Raw genomic sequence first — 13,669 nt, 5'->3', positions numbered from 1 at the left:
GCTTCGATCGAGGCCGAAGCATCCCAGCGTCAGAAGCCGGCGACCTTGGCGAGGGCCCGCTTTTCGCGGCGGCGTTGGACCGAGGAGGCGATGTTCATGGCCTCCCGGTATTTCGCAACAGTGCGGCGGGCGAGATCGATGCCGCCCTTTTTCAGCATGTCGACGATATCGTCGTCGGAGAGCACCGCGTCCGGGCTTTCCTGCATGATCAGCGCGCGAATCTTGTGACGCACCGCCTCGGCCGAATGGCTGTCTCCGCCCGCAACGGCGCTGATCGAGACGGTGAAGAAATATTTGAGCTCGAAGAGACCGCGCGGCGTCAGCATGTATTTGTTCGAGGTGACGCGGCTGACGGTGGATTCGTGCATCTTGATCGCCTCGGCGACCGTCTTCAGGTTCAGCGGGCGCAGGTGGTCGACACCGTTCAGCAGGAAGGCGTCCTGCTGGCGGACGATCTCGCTTGCCACCTTCATGATGGTCTTCGCCCGCTGGTCCAGGCTGCGCGTCAGCCAGTTGGCGCTTTGCAGGCAATCGGAGAGGAAGGCGTGATCCTCGCCATTCCTGGTCACGCGGGAAAAATAGGACTGATTCACAAGCACGCGTGGCAGCGTATCCGGATTGAGCTCGACCAGCCAGCCGCCGTCCGAGGAGGGCCTGACGACCACGTCGGGCATGATCGCTTCGGAAACGCCGGTCTCGAATCCGCTGCCGGGTTTGGGATTGAGCTGGCGGATTTCGCCGAGCATGTCGAGAAGGTCTTCCTCATCGACACCGCAGAGCCGCTTCAACGTGGCGAAATCGCGCCGTGCCAGCAGTTCGAGGTTTTCGACCAGCGCCTGCATGGCGGGGTCGTAGCGGTCCTTCTGCCTCAGCTGGATCGCCAGGCATTCGGCGAGGCTGCGGGCGAAAACCCCCGGCGGATCGAGCGTCTGGAGGGCGGCAAGCACGCGCTCGGCCGCGGTGAGGCTCGTGCCCAGCCGCTCGCGGGTCTCGACGATATCGGCTTGCAGATAACCGGCATCGTCGAGCTGATCGACGAAGTTCTGCGCGATCAGCCGGTCGGCCATGTCGGGCAGAACGAAAGGGATCTGCTGGGCGAGATGATCGCGCAGCGACACCTGGCCGGCGACGAAATCGTCGAGATCGTAATCGGTGCCCTCGCCGCTGCCCGGCATCGATTTCCATTGGCCGACGAGCTCCGGCGCATCGAGGCGCTGCGGCGCGCTGTCATCGGGAAAGACATTGGTATAATTGGCGTCGAGCTCGTCGTTCAGCCGGCTGGTGCTGGCGCTGCCGCCATTGTCGTACCAGTCGCTGGAGAGCGCCTCGGTGCGGTTGTCGTCACCGTCGTCCGAGCCTGCATCCTCGGGTGAACGAGCATAAGGCTCGTCTTCGGCTTCGCCGCGTTCGGACCCTGCCTCGCCGTCATTCGACGGAAATTCGAGCAGCGGGTTCTTCTCCACTTCCTGGGCGATGAACTGGCTGAGTTCGACATGCGTCATCTGCAGCAACTGGATGGATTGCATCAGTTGCGGTGTCATCACCAGGGATTGGTTCTGGCGCAGGAAAAGACTGGCGGACAGTGCCATGACGGACGCGAAACTCCCTCAATTCCTCCGGGAAACCGCGTCCGATCAAGGCTTCGGGCCGCGGAAATCCAACTTGGCCCAAAAATTGCTTTTTTATCTCATTTGGTCAAGCGGAACTATGCCGCAAGGTGAATTTCTGAGGGATCAGCCGCTCAGAGGCTGAAATTGTCGCCGAGGTAGAGCCGGCGCACTTCGGGATTGTTGACGATGTCGTTGGCCCGGCCATGGGTCAGCACCTCACCGGCATGGATGATGTAGGCGCGGTCGATCAGACCCAGCGTCTCGCGCACATTGTGGTCGGTGATGAGAACGCCGATGCCCCGCGCCGTCAGGTGGTGAACGAGATTCTGGATGTCGGCGACCGAGATCGGGTCGACGCCGGCGAAGGGTTCGTCGAGCAGCATGAAGGTCGGGTCGGTCGCAAGCGCGCGGGCGATTTCAAGGCGGCGGCGCTCACCGCCCGACAGGGCGACGGCGGCACTCTTGCGCAGCTTCTGGATATGAAACTCCTCCAGCAGTTCGCTCAGCTTCTGCTCGCGCTCGGCCTTGTCCTTGACATGCACTTCGAGAACGGCGCGGATATTCTCTTCCACCGTCAGGCCGCGGAAGATCGACGCTTCCTGCGGCAGGTAACCGACGCCGAGGCGCGAGCGGCGGTACATCGGCATGGTCGTGACATCGTTGCCGTCGATCTCGATCGTGCCTTCATCGACCGGCACGAGGCCGGTGATCATGTAAAAACAGGTGGTCTTGCCGGCGCCGTTCGGGCCGAGCAAGCCGACGGCCTCGCCACGGCGCACCACCAGCGAGACGCCATTGACGACGCGCCGCGTCGCATAGGTCTTCGTCAGACCGCGTGCGATCAGCGTTCCGTGATAGCGGCTCTTGTCGGCGGCACCCGCAGCTTGTGGCCCGGGCTTACCGAACATGGTGGATAGCGATGATAATTTCACGTGGGAGGCCGGCTTCTCAGTTCTGCTTCTGCTGCGTATTCGGCTGCGACTTCGGATCGAGCTGAATCTGGACACGCCCACCGCAGCTTTCAAGCTCCGCCTGGCCGGTTTGCATGTGAACCGTCAGCTTGCAGCCGGTAAAGACGTTCGGCCCGTCCGACAGAATAACCTTGTTGCCCTGATCCGCCGTGAGGACGAATGTCTGCGAGGCCATGTCGAAATTGCCGTCATCGGCAGTCGCCGTCTGCGTGCCCGAGGTCAGGAGGACCTTGTCCGTGACCAGGATCTTGTCGATATCGGCGCTTCCCGATGCCAGCGAGCCCGACTGCTGCGGCTGCGCCGCGGGCTGGGCGGCAGGTTGCGTCCCGTCGGCGGCCGGCTTTGCCGCCTTGTCCTTGTAATAGACGGTCATCTTGCCGGACTGCATCGTCGTCGTCCCCTGGACGACCTTGACCTTGCCGGTGAACAGCGCCGTGTGTTCCTGGTCGTGAATCTCCAGCTTGTCGCTTTCGATCTGGATCGGCTGGTCGTTGGAAAGCTTCATGCCCGACATCGTGGCGGCCTGCTGCGCGCCCGCGCCCGAGGCCGTCAGCATAAGGGCAAATGCGCCGGCAACGAATGCCATGCCTGTCTTGCAAGTGGAAATGCGACAATCTTTTGTCATGGATGACCCGGCTGGTTAAGTGCCCTGTTTATGGATGGTGGATGGATCGACATTCATGCGAACATTCCCCTCGAATGTGATCACCCGCCCCTTATCGGTTATCTCCATCGTCTGCGCAAGAATGGAGGCATTGTCCTTGGTGATGGTGACGGGATCGTCGCTCCGCATGTTTCCGCCCTTGATGTCGAGCTGGGCGGACTGGAAATTCGCATTGAGGCCGCTGCTCAGCACCAAAGTGAAGGGGGCCGTCATATGCAGATTGTCGGTAGCGCGGTTGTAATCGGCGGTCGAGGCGACGACGCGGGCGATCAGGCCGTCATTCATCGGCACGGCGGCCTTGATGGTTTCGAGCGTGATAAGATTGGGATTGCGGATGTCCTGCAGCGCCCGTTCGGCCAGCATCGAATAGTTGATGCCGTCGGAATTTCGGCCTGATATCGCCGGCTTTTCCATCACGACCTTGCCGTTCTCGATCTTGGCGCCTTCCAACTTGATATTCTCGGGCAGATAGATGCTGACCAACGCCACCGCCGTGAGGCCGGCCGCGATGATGAGGGCGGCCAAAGGCAGCAAAATCTTCAGCCGCCGCACCCGGGCGGAATGGAACAACGCATCGCCATAGGCGCTCTTGCCGGACCCGGCATAGGCGGCATGTCCGTTGTTCTTCAGGGTATCGAGCATAGGCCTCGTCCATGTGCGGTGATCGCCGCGCCTTCAGAACAAAGCCGGCCGCCAATCACAGTTCGTTTCGCATTATTACATTGGCTTGCCAATATGGAATTTTTTCTGCAACAAGCAACAAAACGGAAAAACATCAAAAAGTGGCATTCGTACGCGCCGCTGCCACCTATTTCACCGGACCTCTCGGCGGCGTGCCGAAGCCGGGGCCTGCGCTGGAGGTTTCTATGGACAGTTCGATGATTGCGGATCGCCGGCGGCTGCGCCGCAAGCTCTGGTTCTGGCGCCTCTTCACGATGGCCCTCGTCGTGGCACTTGGTTTCGCCTTCTACCGCTTCGCCGTCGGCGATGCCGCGACGGAGCGCCCGCATATCGCCCATGTGACGATATCAGGGCTGATCGTCGATGACGACGAGCTTCTGGAGCGGCTGAAGAAAGTCGAGACCAGCGATCAGGTGAAGGCCGCGGTGATTTCGATCTCCTCGCCCGGCGGCACGACCTATGGCGGCGAAAAAATCTTCAAGGCGATCCGCGCGATATCAGCCAAGAAGCCGGTCGTCTCCGACGTGCGCACCCTTGCCGCCTCCGCCGGCTACATGATCGCCACTGCCGGCGATACGATCATTGCCGGCGACAGCTCGATCACCGGCTCGATCGGCGTCATCTTCCAGTATCCCCAGATCCAGCCGCTGCTCGACAAGATCGGCGTGTCGCTGCAGGAGATCAAATCCTCGCCGCTGAAGGCCGAGCCCTCGCCCTTCCACGAGGCGAGCGAGGAGGCCAAGGCGATGATCCGCAACATGGTGGTCGACAGCTATAACTGGTTCGTCGATCTGGTCGCCGACCGGCGCAAGCTGCCGCGCGACGAGGTGCTGAAACTGGCCGACGGCACGATCTATACCGGCCGCCAGGCGCTGAAGGTGAAACTCGTCGATACGATCGGCGGCGAGCCTGAGATCCGTGCCTATCTCAAATCGCGCGGCGTCGACGCCGACCTGCCGATGGTGGACTGGGACAAGAAGAGCAATACGCCGTTTCTGCTCGCTGGGGCTGTTTCGCGGTTGATTACGATCTTCGGTTATGATGATCTCTTGAAAGGCCAGGATATCAATGGAATCCTGCCCCCAAAGTTGCTTCTTGACGGGCTGCTTTCAGTTTGGCAGGTTGGCCGGGATTGATAAGAAATCAATAATTTAAGGGGGCGAATGTGATCAAGTCCGAATTGGTGCAGATTGTTGCAGCACGCAACCCGCATCTCTATCATCGCGACGTCGAGAATATCGTCAACGCGGTTCTCGACGAGATCACGGATGCACTGGCTGCGGGCAACCGCGTCGAATTGCGCGGCTTCGGCGCGTTTTCGGTCAAGAACCGCCCTTCCCGGTCCGGCCGCAACCCGCGCACCGGCGATACCGTCTTCGTCGAGGAGAAGTGGGTTCCCTTCTTCAAAACCGGCAAGGAACTGCGCGAGCGGCTGAATCCCGGCCAGGCCGACGAAGAGGATTGAGCGGCGGCCGCCTGCGGCGAAACCGCACTTGAACTCGGGCGCCGTTTTCCTATTCTAGATCAAGAGTGAGCGCATGATGTCGTCCGAAAACCGCTCACATTTTTCGGGCCGATGCGTAGATGCAAAGCGCCGCGCAAAGACACCGGCGCATCCGACGCATGGAGACTTCAAATGGCCAAGAAGATCGTCAACCTGTTGATTCTGCTGCCGCTCGGTGTCATCCTCATCGTCTTCTGCGTCGCCAACCGGCAGAGCGTCACGCTCGCCTTCAACCCGTTCCGGCCTGACGATCAGGTGCTTGCGCTTTCCGCGCCCTTCTTCGTCTTCCTATTCATCGCCCTCATCACAGGCATGCTGATCGGCGCGGCCGCCACCTGGTTCAGCCAGGGCAAACACCGCAAGCGCGCCCGCACCGAAGCCAAGGAAGCCATCCGCTGGCAGGGTGAGGCCGACCGCCACAAGAGCCGCGCCGAGGAAATCGCCGGGCAGCTGCCGGCGCGGTAAAACCGGCTCAAGCTCTTTGTGCATGCATTGGGATTTCGACGAGACGCCGGCGGTCAAACCGGAAAAAAGCTCAGTTCCTCATAGTCGCCCTCCGGCGACGCGCCGTTGCCGGTCACGCTGAAACCATGGGCGAGGTAGAACGCCTTCGCCCGTCGGTTCTTCACCAGGCACTTCAGCCGGTACTGGTGTTGCGGCCATTCGGGCAGCGCCCGCAGCAGCGCCGTCCCGGCACCCTGCCCCTGGAAGTCCGGGCTGATATAGAGCATGTGGATGAAATCATCGGCCGGCCAGAGCGACAGGAAGCCGGCTACACCGCCGTTTTCATGCTCGCAGACGAAGACCGTCTCGCCATTGGTGTGGGCGGCGAAATCCTCGCGGTGGAACTTGCCGGGATCGACCCAGACGAATGTTTCGCGGCGCACGGAAAGATAAATCTCCGCGAGCATTTCCTGGTCTTCCGCACGCGGCGGCCTGATGGTCCACGTCATGACGTCGATTTAACCCAAGCCCCGACCCGCGCCAAGCCCCAAGCGCGTGGCCCAAAGCCTGGCATTGTGCCAGGATCAGCCGGCCGCCATCTTCGCGACGACGGCGGCATTGAAATCCGAAAAGAACCCCTCGGCGAGCCTCTGCGAGGTCGAATCGAGCAGGCGTGCGCCGAACTGGGCAAGCTTGCCGCCGAGTTCTGCTTTTGCCCGATAATGCAGGATGGTCTCGCCGCCGCTTTGTTCGAGCACGATATCGGCGCTGCCTTTGGCGAAGCCGGCAAGACCACCCTTGCCTTCGGCCGACAGCGTATAGCTCTTGGGCGCATCGACATTTGAAAGCGTCAGCACACCATGGAAGGTGGCCGACAACAGGCTGAACCTGACCTTGATCGTCGCCTCGAAGGTCTCAGGCGACAGCCGCTCGATGCTCTGGCAGCCTGGAATGCAGCCGCGCATGATCTCGGGATCGTTGAGCGCTGCCCAGACGACGTCCCGCGGCGCGGCGATGCGTTCTTCGCCGGTGAAATCCATTCGATAGCCCCATCTCCGATTCGCTCACCTTATCCCAGCGGGAAAGCGCTTTGCCAAGGCGGGACGGAATGTTATCTGCCGGGTTCTGATGACACACATCTGACACACAAGGGATGGGCCGATGACCGACGAACTAAAGCCCTGGAGCGTGACGACAAGCCGTATCACCTATGAGGACCGCTGGATCCGGCTCCGGAGCGACGATTGCGTCACCGCCGATGGAACCGTCATCGCGCCCTTTCATGTGCTCGATTATCCCGACTGGATCAACGTCATCCCTGTGATGCCCGACGGGCGCGTGCTGCTGACGCGGGAATACCGGCACGGCCGCGGCGAGATCGTGCTCGGTCTCGTCGCCGGCGGCGTCGAACGCGGCGACAGCAACAGCGGCGATGCCGCGTTGGCGGCAGCACAACGCGAGCTCCGGGAGGAAACCGGCTATGAAGCCTCGACCTTCATCAAACTGCTCACCTCCTATCCGAATGCCGCCAGCCACAGCAACGCGGTGACGAGCTGGCTGGCGCTCGGCCTGAGCAAGGCCGGCGAACCGCGTTTCGACCCCGGCGAGAAGGTCGAGTTGCTGTTTGCTGATCTTATTGCCATCCTTGGCGACCTGCAGTCCGGCGCCGTCATCATGCAGTCGATGCATGTCGCAGCCCTCTATGCGGCGGAAAGCTGGCTTCGCACGCAGGCGTCCGAAGGCTTGAAATAGGCACCGCGCCGGGACAACCCTCTCCTCTTGCCCAGGCTTGGCCGGTTGCGCAGTTGATCCGCCACGCTTTTCTGGGCTACTGCATATTCAAAGTGCTGCAGCGTCCTTTGCACGTCTGAAAGACGCGCGGCGCTGCAGCGGACGTACAGCCGACAAGACACCCCGACAGAGACGCGGAAGAGCACGTTGAAACAGAGAGAAGGCCGGCCGGGCCAGAAGAAGACATCAGGTTCTTCCGGTGAAAGCCGAAGGAACGATCGGACAGGCCGGCCGCCGAAGCCGGTCGCACGGCCTGCGGCCGCCGGCGAGATGGTGCGCCAGGCGGCTCCCCCCGCCGCCGTCGAGCGTCCGCTGATGACGCGCAGCGGCGAGCGTCCGGCTGAGCGCGTGCCTGTCATCCTCGAATCGATCGGGGCCGGCGACTTCCACCTGATCGACAGCGGCAACGGCGAAAAGCTGGAGCAATACGGCCCCTACCGCATCATTCGCCCGGAGGCCCAGGCGCTGTGGCGGCCTTCGCTGCCCGCGCACGTCTGGGAGAAGGTCGATGCCGCCTTCACCGGCGATACCGACGAGGAAGGCACCGGCCGCTGGCGCTTCCCGAAGGAGGCGCTCGGCGAGACCTGGCCGCTCAATCTGCTCGGCGTCGATTTCCTCGGCCGGTTCACCTCCTTCCGCCATGTCGGCGTCTTCCCGGAGCAGATCGTGCACTGGAGCTGGATGAAGGATCAGGTCGAAAAGGCCGGCCGGCCGCTGAAGGTGCTGAATCTTTTCGGCTATACCGGCGTCGCTTCGCTGGTTGCCGCAGCAGCCGGCGCCGAAGTCACCCATGTCGACGCCTCGAAGAAGGCAATCGGCTGGGCGCGAGAAAACCAGGCGCTCGGGCGCATGGAAAAGCTGCCGATCCGCTGGATCTGCGAGGATGCGATGAAATTCATCCTGCGCGAGGAGCGCCGCGGCAGCCAGTACGACATCATCCTCACCGATCCGCCGAAATTCGGCCGCGGCCCGAACGGCGAAGTCTGGCATCTCTTCGAGCATCTGCCCTTGATGCTCGATGTCTGCCGCGAGATCCTGTCGCCGAAGGCGGTGGGCCTGGTGCTGACGGCCTATTCGATCCGTGCCAGTTTCTATTCGATCCACGAGCTGATGCGCGAGACGATGCGGGGCGCCGGCGGCGTTGTCGAATCCGGCGAGCTGGTGATTCGCGAGGCGGGCACCGACGGCAAGACCGAGGGCCGCGCGCTTTCCACCTCCCTCTTTTCCCGCTGGGTGCCGAAATGAGCAAGGACTTCCACGATCAGGGACCGCGCAGGGTCGGGCAGGTGAAAGAAGTCACCTCGCTCGCCAATCCGATCATCAAAGACATCAAGGCGCTGACGAACAAGAAGTCGCGGGAGGAAAGCGGGTCGTTCCTCGCCGAAGGACTGAAGCTCGTCATCGATGCGATCGAGCTCGGCTGGACGATCCGCACGCTGGTCTATGCCAAGGCGGCCAAGGGCAAGCCGCTGGTCGAGCAGATGGCGGCAAAGACCGTCGCCTCGGGCGGGCTGGTGCTCGAAGTCAGCGAAAAGGTCATCGCCTCGATCACCCGCCGCGACAACCCGCAGATGGTCGTCGGCATCTTCGAGCAGCGCTGGAAGATGCTGCGGGACATTCGGCCGAGGGATGGCGAGACCTGGGTGGCGCTCGACCGGGTGCGCGATCCCGGCAATCTCGGCACCATCATCCGCACCGCCGATGCGGCCGGCGCCTCCGGCATCATTCTGCTGGGAGAGACGACCGATCCCTTCTCGCTCGAAACGGTGCGGGCCACCATGGGCTCGGTCTTCGCCGTTCCCGTCGCGCGGGCGACGCCGGAGGAATTCATCGCCTGGCGGAAATCGGCCGGCGTCTCCGTCGTCGCGACGCATCTTGCCGGCGCCGTCGATTACCGCACGATCGACTACCGGAAAAAACCCGTCGTGCTGTTGATGGGCAACGAACAATCTGGCCTGCCGGACCAGCTGGCCAGGGAAGCCGATGCGCTTGCCCGCATTCCGCAGCAGGGCCGCGCCGATTCCCTGAACCTCGCCGTCGCCACCGCCGTCATGCTTTTCGAGGCGCGCCGCCATCTCCTCTCACTTGCCGAGGGCAAATGACCGAACAGACGCTTGCACGCCCCGCACTGTTTTCACGCCCGGCGCCGATCCTCCTCTTCATCGTCGTCGCCGTTCTCATCGACCAGGTCGTCAAGATCACTGTCGATCATTACCTGCCGCTGCAGGAGGCCGTGCCGGTCATTCCGATGCTGGCGCTCTACCGCACCTATAATCTCGGCGTCGCCTTTTCGATGCTGTCGGGCATGGACGGCTGGTTCATCGTCGGCATGCGGCTCGTCATCGTCGCCTTCGTCATCTGGCTGTGGTACCGCACGGCGAAGGACCGCTGGCTTGCCCATCTCGGTTATGCGCTGATCATCGCCGGCGCGATCGGCAATCTGGTCGACCGCTTCGCCTATGGCCATGTGATCGATTACATTCTGTTCCACACCGAAAGCTGGTCCTTCGCGGTGTTCAATCTCGCCGACAGCTTCATCACCATCGGCGCCGGCTGCGTCATTCTCGACGAGCTGCTGCTGCCGAAAAAGGCCGGCCGCTAAAATCTTATCGAATTCCTGAAGGCATTCGGAAGAGGCCTCATGTTAGCCATATACCATGCAAAGTCTGGGACAATTGCAGGAAACATTGTCCGCCGCCTTCGGCGGACCCGCCGCCAAGCCGCATGAAGAGCGGATGGCGGGCTCCTCCTTGCGACCCGGCGCATCGGCGCGTCAGACAGCCGACGACCGCAAGATCGGGCCTGCAACGACGCGGCGCCTGCTGTTCTACTGGCTTGGTGGGGCCGGCCTCCTTGCCGCGATGATCCTGACGCTGCTTGCCCATGCCGGCGATCCGCTGCTGCTGTCGGGCGGTCTTGTCGTTCTCGGCCTTGCCGTCATATCAAGTTATGCCGTCCTGATGATTCGCAGGCGCAGAGCCCGGCGCGGCGGCAAACCCCTGCCGGATTGGAACGATGGCGCAAAGCTGTTTGCCGACGTGCACGACGTGCTCGGCGACATCACCGTCAGCCGCAGCATGGACCGGCGTATCATCTCCGCCAACGACACGTTTTGCCGCCTGACCGGGCGGCTGCATCCGGAGGGGCTGAGCTGCGAGGAGATCGGGCTTGCCTTCCGCCCCGGCCCGATACCGCACTGCTACGACGTCGAGATTTCGACGCCGGACGGCCAGCGCATCTTTGTCTGGCGCGACGTCGTCACCCGCGACCCGGCAAACGGCCGCCTGCTGCTGCAGAGCGTGGCGCGTGATGTGACCGACGAGCGGCTCATCGCCCAGGGCCGCGAGGAGGCCCGTCAGAAGGCCGAATATAACAGCGCCGCCAAATCGAGGCTGCTCGCCACCGTCAGCCACGAGGTGCGCACGCCGCTTTCCGGCATCCTCGGCATGACACACCTGCTCGCCGAGACGCGGCTGACGCAGGAGCAGCAGGACTATCTGGCGAATATCCGCCAATCCGGCCACGCACTGACGCAGCTGGTCGAGGATCTGCTCGATTTCTCCACCATCGAGGTCGGCCGCTTCGCGCTGCACCCGCGCTCGGAATCGCTGCGCAAGCTCTTGGAAAGCGTCGTCGAGATGCTCGCCCACCGGGCGCATGAAAAGGGTATCGAGATCGGCGCCACGGTGTCATCCGATGTGCCGGAGAATATGAACTTCGATCCGGCGCGCCTGCGCCAGGTTCTCTTCAACGTCATCGGCAATGCCGTGAAGTTCACCCAGGTCGGCGGTGTCTTCATTCGCGTGTCCCTCGACGCGGACGACCTATCGATCACCGTCACCGATAGCGGTCCCGGCATGACGGCGGAGGAGCAGGCGCGCGTCTTCGGCGAGTTCGAGCAAGGCGGCAGCGTTACCGACAAGAGCAGCGGTACCGGGCTCGGCCTTGCAATCTCCGCCCGGATCATGCGCGAATTCAACGGCACGCTGACGGTCACCGGCGAAAAGGGCAGAGGCAGCGAATTCACCATCCGCTTCCCTATCGATATCGGCAGCGAGCGCCCCGACCGGCGAAACACGCTGCTTGCCGGCAACAGCGTCGTGCTTTTGGCGCCGGTAGGTGCGGCGCGCGCCGCCATTGCCGAGACGATCACCGCGCTCGGCGGCCTCTGCCACCTCGTCGCCGACGGCGAAAGCGCGCGGGCAACGCTGCTCGGCTTGGCAAAAGGCGGAAAGCGGCCGACCGATATCATCATCGACCATCGCATGTCGGCGGAATTTTCCGCCCATCTTGCCGATCGCGCCGAAATCGCAGCCCTTGGCCTGCGCAAGGTGCTGCTCGTCAATCCAGAAGAGCGCAGCGCCCATCCGCTCGACCTTTTCGATGCCTGGCTCATCCGGCCGCTGCGCGAACAATCGCTGATCGACGTGTTGCGCGGGCGCATGCGCGGCATGGAGAAGCGCGACGCGCTGAACGACAATCAGCCGGGCTTCGGCCTTTCCGTGGCGGAGACGATGGCGACAGCGAGCGGGCTCAACATCCTGCTTGGCGAGGACGATCCGATCAATGCCATGCTGGTGCGCGTCGTCCTGGAAAAGGGCGGGCATAAGGTGCGCCATGTCGAGGATTTCGAGGCGCTGCTCGATTGCGCCCTTGGCGAGGCGAATGCCCGGCCCGATATCATCATCAGCGACCTGTCGATGCCCGGTGGGAACGGCATCGACATGCTGGGACGCCTGCGCGGCCACGAAAGGCGGCTCGACCTCGTCTCGGTGCCGGTGATCGTTCTCACCGCCGACAAGAGCGACGAATCGCGCCGCCAGGTCTTACTCAACGGCGCCAACCGCGTCATGGTCAAGCCGGTCGACCCGGTGCGGCTGCTGACCGAAGTTCAGGCGGTCGCCGCACTTTCCGCCCGCCGGGCAGAGGCGCGGTAACGTGCCGCGGGACCGGCATGCTTCTTGCGTTGGGAAATTCAATATGTCACTTTCCTGTCGCAGAGAAGTGTTTTATGGCGTCGATAAGCCGGCAACGGGAGAATCGCCATGTCCGCCATCGACATCCTCAATCGTGACACCACCGCGGAGGCTGCACGGCCCTCGACGGCTGCTGCGCAGAAGGACGGCGACATCCTCGGCCGCATCGGCAATCTGGAAACTCGCCTTGCCCGCACGGCGCGCGAGATCGATGCCGCCCAGGCCGTGCGGTATCGCGTCTTCGTCAATGAAATGAAGGCGCAACTGCCGCTGGACGCCATGCGCCGCCAGCGGGATGTCGATGCCTATGACGCTGTCTGCGACCATCTTCTCGTTCTCGACCGCACGATCGAGGGTGACCCGGAAGACCAGATCGTCGGCACCTACCGGCTGCTGCGCCAGGATGTCGCCATCGCCAATGGCGGTTTTTACTCGGCTTCCGAATTCGAGATCGAAGGCCTCATCGCCAAACATCCGGACAAGCGCTTCATGGAGCTCGGCCGTTCCTGCGTGTTGCCGGAATACCGCACCAAGCGCACCGTCGAGCTTCTCTGGCAGGGCAACTGGGCCTATGCGCTGAAGCATGGCGTCAGCGCCATGTTCGGCTGCGCCTCTTTCCCCGGCATCTACCTCGAAAGCCATGCTCTGGCGCTGTCTTTCCTCTACCACAATGTGCTGGCGAAGAACGAATGGGCCGTGGGCGCCCTGCCGGATCTCGCCCGCAACATGGATCTGATGCCGGTCGAGGCGATCAACCCGAAGCGGGCGCTGATGGCCCTGCCGCCGCTCATCAAGGGTTATCTGCGCCTCGGCGCCATGGTCGGCGCCAGCGCGGTCGTCGATCACGCCTTCAACACGACCGACGTGCTAATCGTGCTGCCGATCTCCAGCATTTCCGACCGCTACCTGAATTATTACGGCGCCGACGCCGGCCGCTTCGCGAGCTGATGCCGGTCTTCCCGGACATGTGCAGCGGTTGCGGGCCGCTTGTGAAAAACCAGTGACGGCCGGTCTAACGGATGAGCGCC

General features: G+C 62.8%; 15 protein-coding genes. 9 read left to right on the top strand and 6 right to left on the bottom strand.

Going from position 1 to position 13,669, the window contains the following annotated elements; genetic code table 11:
* Window positions 1-29: 29 nt before the first annotated feature.
* The 4 genes from rpoN to lptC all read right to left on the bottom strand — a co-directional run bounded on the left by rpoN (window position 30) and on the right by lptC (window position 3,887).
* Window positions 30-1,589: an RNA polymerase factor sigma-54 gene (rpoN, locus tag QMO82_RS25125; RefSeq protein ID WP_183605475.1), complete on the bottom strand. Its 1,560-nt coding sequence runs from the start codon at window positions 1,587-1,589 to the stop codon at window positions 30-32.
* A gap of 152 nt (window positions 1,590-1,741) precedes the next feature.
* Complete coding sequence (lptB, locus tag QMO82_RS25120) at window positions 1,742-2,518, bottom strand: LPS export ABC transporter ATP-binding protein (protein WP_183606626.1); 777 nt, start codon at window positions 2,516-2,518, stop codon at window positions 1,742-1,744.
* Between the two features lie 40 nt (window positions 2,519-2,558).
* Entirely contained in the window at window positions 2,559-3,206 is a 648-nt protein-coding gene (locus QMO82_RS25115) for an LptA/OstA family protein (RefSeq protein ID WP_183605474.1), read from the bottom strand.
* Window positions 3,207-3,221: 15 nt separating this feature from the next.
* Window positions 3,222-3,887, bottom strand: coding sequence for an LPS export ABC transporter periplasmic protein LptC (gene lptC / locus QMO82_RS25110; RefSeq protein WP_183605473.1), 666 nt, complete (start codon window positions 3,885-3,887; stop codon window positions 3,222-3,224).
* 224 nt (window positions 3,888-4,111) lie between these two features.
* Here lptC and sppA point away from each other — a divergent pair, with 224 nt between their 5' ends.
* The 3 genes from sppA to QMO82_RS25095 all read left to right on the top strand — a co-directional run bounded on the left by sppA (window position 4,112) and on the right by QMO82_RS25095 (window position 5,895).
* Window positions 4,112-5,062, top strand: coding sequence for a signal peptide peptidase SppA (gene sppA / locus QMO82_RS25105; RefSeq protein WP_183606625.1), 951 nt, complete (start codon window positions 4,112-4,114; stop codon window positions 5,060-5,062).
* Window positions 5,063-5,091: 29 nt separating this feature from the next.
* A complete protein-coding gene (locus QMO82_RS25100) occupies window positions 5,092-5,391 on the top strand; it encodes an integration host factor subunit beta (RefSeq protein WP_003544934.1) in 300 nt (99 codons plus the stop codon).
* Between the two features lie 171 nt (window positions 5,392-5,562).
* Complete coding sequence (locus QMO82_RS25095) at window positions 5,563-5,895, top strand: LapA family protein (protein ID WP_183605472.1); 333 nt, start codon at window positions 5,563-5,565, stop codon at window positions 5,893-5,895.
* Window positions 5,896-5,948: 53 nt separating this feature from the next.
* On the opposite strand, the gene QMO82_RS25090 is transcribed toward QMO82_RS25095, so the two are convergent.
* Window positions 5,949-6,383, bottom strand: coding sequence for a GNAT family N-acetyltransferase (locus tag QMO82_RS25090; protein WP_183605471.1), 435 nt, complete (start codon window positions 6,381-6,383; stop codon window positions 5,949-5,951).
* A gap of 75 nt (window positions 6,384-6,458) precedes the next feature.
* Window positions 6,459-6,914 carry a carbon monoxide dehydrogenase subunit G gene (locus QMO82_RS25085; RefSeq protein ID WP_183605470.1) on the bottom strand — a complete coding sequence of 152 codons (456 nt, stop codon included), beginning with the start codon at window positions 6,912-6,914 and terminating at the stop codon, window positions 6,459-6,461.
* 121 nt (window positions 6,915-7,035) lie between these two features.
* Here QMO82_RS25085 and QMO82_RS25080 point away from each other — a divergent pair, with 121 nt between their 5' ends.
* The 6 genes from QMO82_RS25080 (at window position 7,036) to QMO82_RS25055 (ending at window position 13,589) form a co-directional block, all read left to right on the top strand.
* Window positions 7,036-7,626, top strand: coding sequence for an NUDIX hydrolase (locus QMO82_RS25080; protein WP_183605469.1), 591 nt, complete (start codon window positions 7,036-7,038; stop codon window positions 7,624-7,626).
* Window positions 7,627-7,812: 186 nt separating this feature from the next.
* Window positions 7,813-8,910 (top strand): class I SAM-dependent methyltransferase, encoded by a 1,098-nt coding sequence (locus QMO82_RS25075; RefSeq protein ID WP_183605468.1) that lies wholly within the window; start codon window positions 7,813-7,815, stop codon window positions 8,908-8,910.
* Complete coding sequence (locus QMO82_RS25070; RefSeq protein WP_183605467.1) at window positions 8,907-9,767, top strand: RNA methyltransferase; 861 nt, start codon at window positions 8,907-8,909, stop codon at window positions 9,765-9,767. The genes QMO82_RS25075 and QMO82_RS25070 overlap by 4 nt, the downstream gene beginning before the upstream one ends.
* On the top strand, window positions 9,764-10,267 hold the full coding sequence (lspA, locus tag QMO82_RS25065) for a signal peptidase II (protein ID WP_183605466.1): 504 nt from the start codon (window positions 9,764-9,766) through the stop codon (window positions 10,265-10,267). Before QMO82_RS25070 ends, lspA begins: the two co-directional genes overlap by 4 nt.
* Window positions 10,268-10,322: 55 nt before the next feature.
* The gene (locus tag QMO82_RS25060) at window positions 10,323-12,602 is read left to right on the top strand and encodes an ATP-binding protein (protein WP_183605465.1); all 2,280 of its coding nucleotides are present in this window, start codon (window positions 10,323-10,325) and stop codon (window positions 12,600-12,602) included.
* A gap of 108 nt (window positions 12,603-12,710) precedes the next feature.
* Window positions 12,711-13,589: a GNAT family N-acetyltransferase gene (locus tag QMO82_RS25055; protein WP_183605464.1), complete on the top strand. Its 879-nt coding sequence runs from the start codon at window positions 12,711-12,713 to the stop codon at window positions 13,587-13,589.
* The last annotated feature ends 80 nt before the right edge of the window (window positions 13,590-13,669 follow it).

Source organism: Rhizobium sp. BT04 (assembly GCF_030053135.1).
GTDB lineage: Bacteria > Pseudomonadota > Alphaproteobacteria > Rhizobiales > Rhizobiaceae > Rhizobium > Rhizobium binxianense.
This window is presented reverse-complemented; position numbering and strand designations above follow the sequence as displayed.

Bases quoted from the DNA above. Each gene is read 5' to 3' on its own strand.
- rpoN (WP_183605475.1), bottom strand. From the start codon at position 1,589: ATGGCACTGTCCGCCAGTCTTTTCCTGCGCCAGAACCAATCCCTGGTG.
- lptB (WP_183606626.1), bottom strand. From the start codon at position 2,518: ATGTTCGGTAAGCCCGGGCCACAAGCTGCGGGTGCCGCCGACAAGAGC.
- QMO82_RS25115 (WP_183605474.1), bottom strand. From the start codon at position 3,206: ATGACAAAAGATTGTCGCATTTCCACTTGCAAGACAGGCATGGCATTC.
- lptC (WP_183605473.1), bottom strand. From the start codon at position 3,887: ATGCTCGATACCCTGAAGAACAACGGACATGCCGCCTATGCCGGGTCC.
- sppA (WP_183606625.1), top strand. From the start codon at position 4,112: ATGGACAGTTCGATGATTGCGGATCGCCGGCGGCTGCGCCGCAAGCTC.
- QMO82_RS25095 (WP_183605472.1), top strand. From the start codon at position 5,563: ATGGCCAAGAAGATCGTCAACCTGTTGATTCTGCTGCCGCTCGGTGTC.
- QMO82_RS25090 (WP_183605471.1), bottom strand. From the start codon at position 6,383: ATGACGTGGACCATCAGGCCGCCGCGTGCGGAAGACCAGGAAATGCTC.
- QMO82_RS25085 (WP_183605470.1), bottom strand. From the start codon at position 6,914: ATGGATTTCACCGGCGAAGAACGCATCGCCGCGCCGCGGGACGTCGTC.
- QMO82_RS25080 (WP_183605469.1), top strand. From the start codon at position 7,036: ATGACCGACGAACTAAAGCCCTGGAGCGTGACGACAAGCCGTATCACC.
- QMO82_RS25070 (WP_183605467.1), top strand. From the start codon at position 8,907: ATGAGCAAGGACTTCCACGATCAGGGACCGCGCAGGGTCGGGCAGGTG.
- lspA (WP_183605466.1), top strand. From the start codon at position 9,764: ATGACCGAACAGACGCTTGCACGCCCCGCACTGTTTTCACGCCCGGCG.
- QMO82_RS25060 (WP_183605465.1), top strand. From the start codon at position 10,323: ATGCAAAGTCTGGGACAATTGCAGGAAACATTGTCCGCCGCCTTCGGC.
- QMO82_RS25055 (WP_183605464.1), top strand. From the start codon at position 12,711: ATGTCCGCCATCGACATCCTCAATCGTGACACCACCGCGGAGGCTGCA.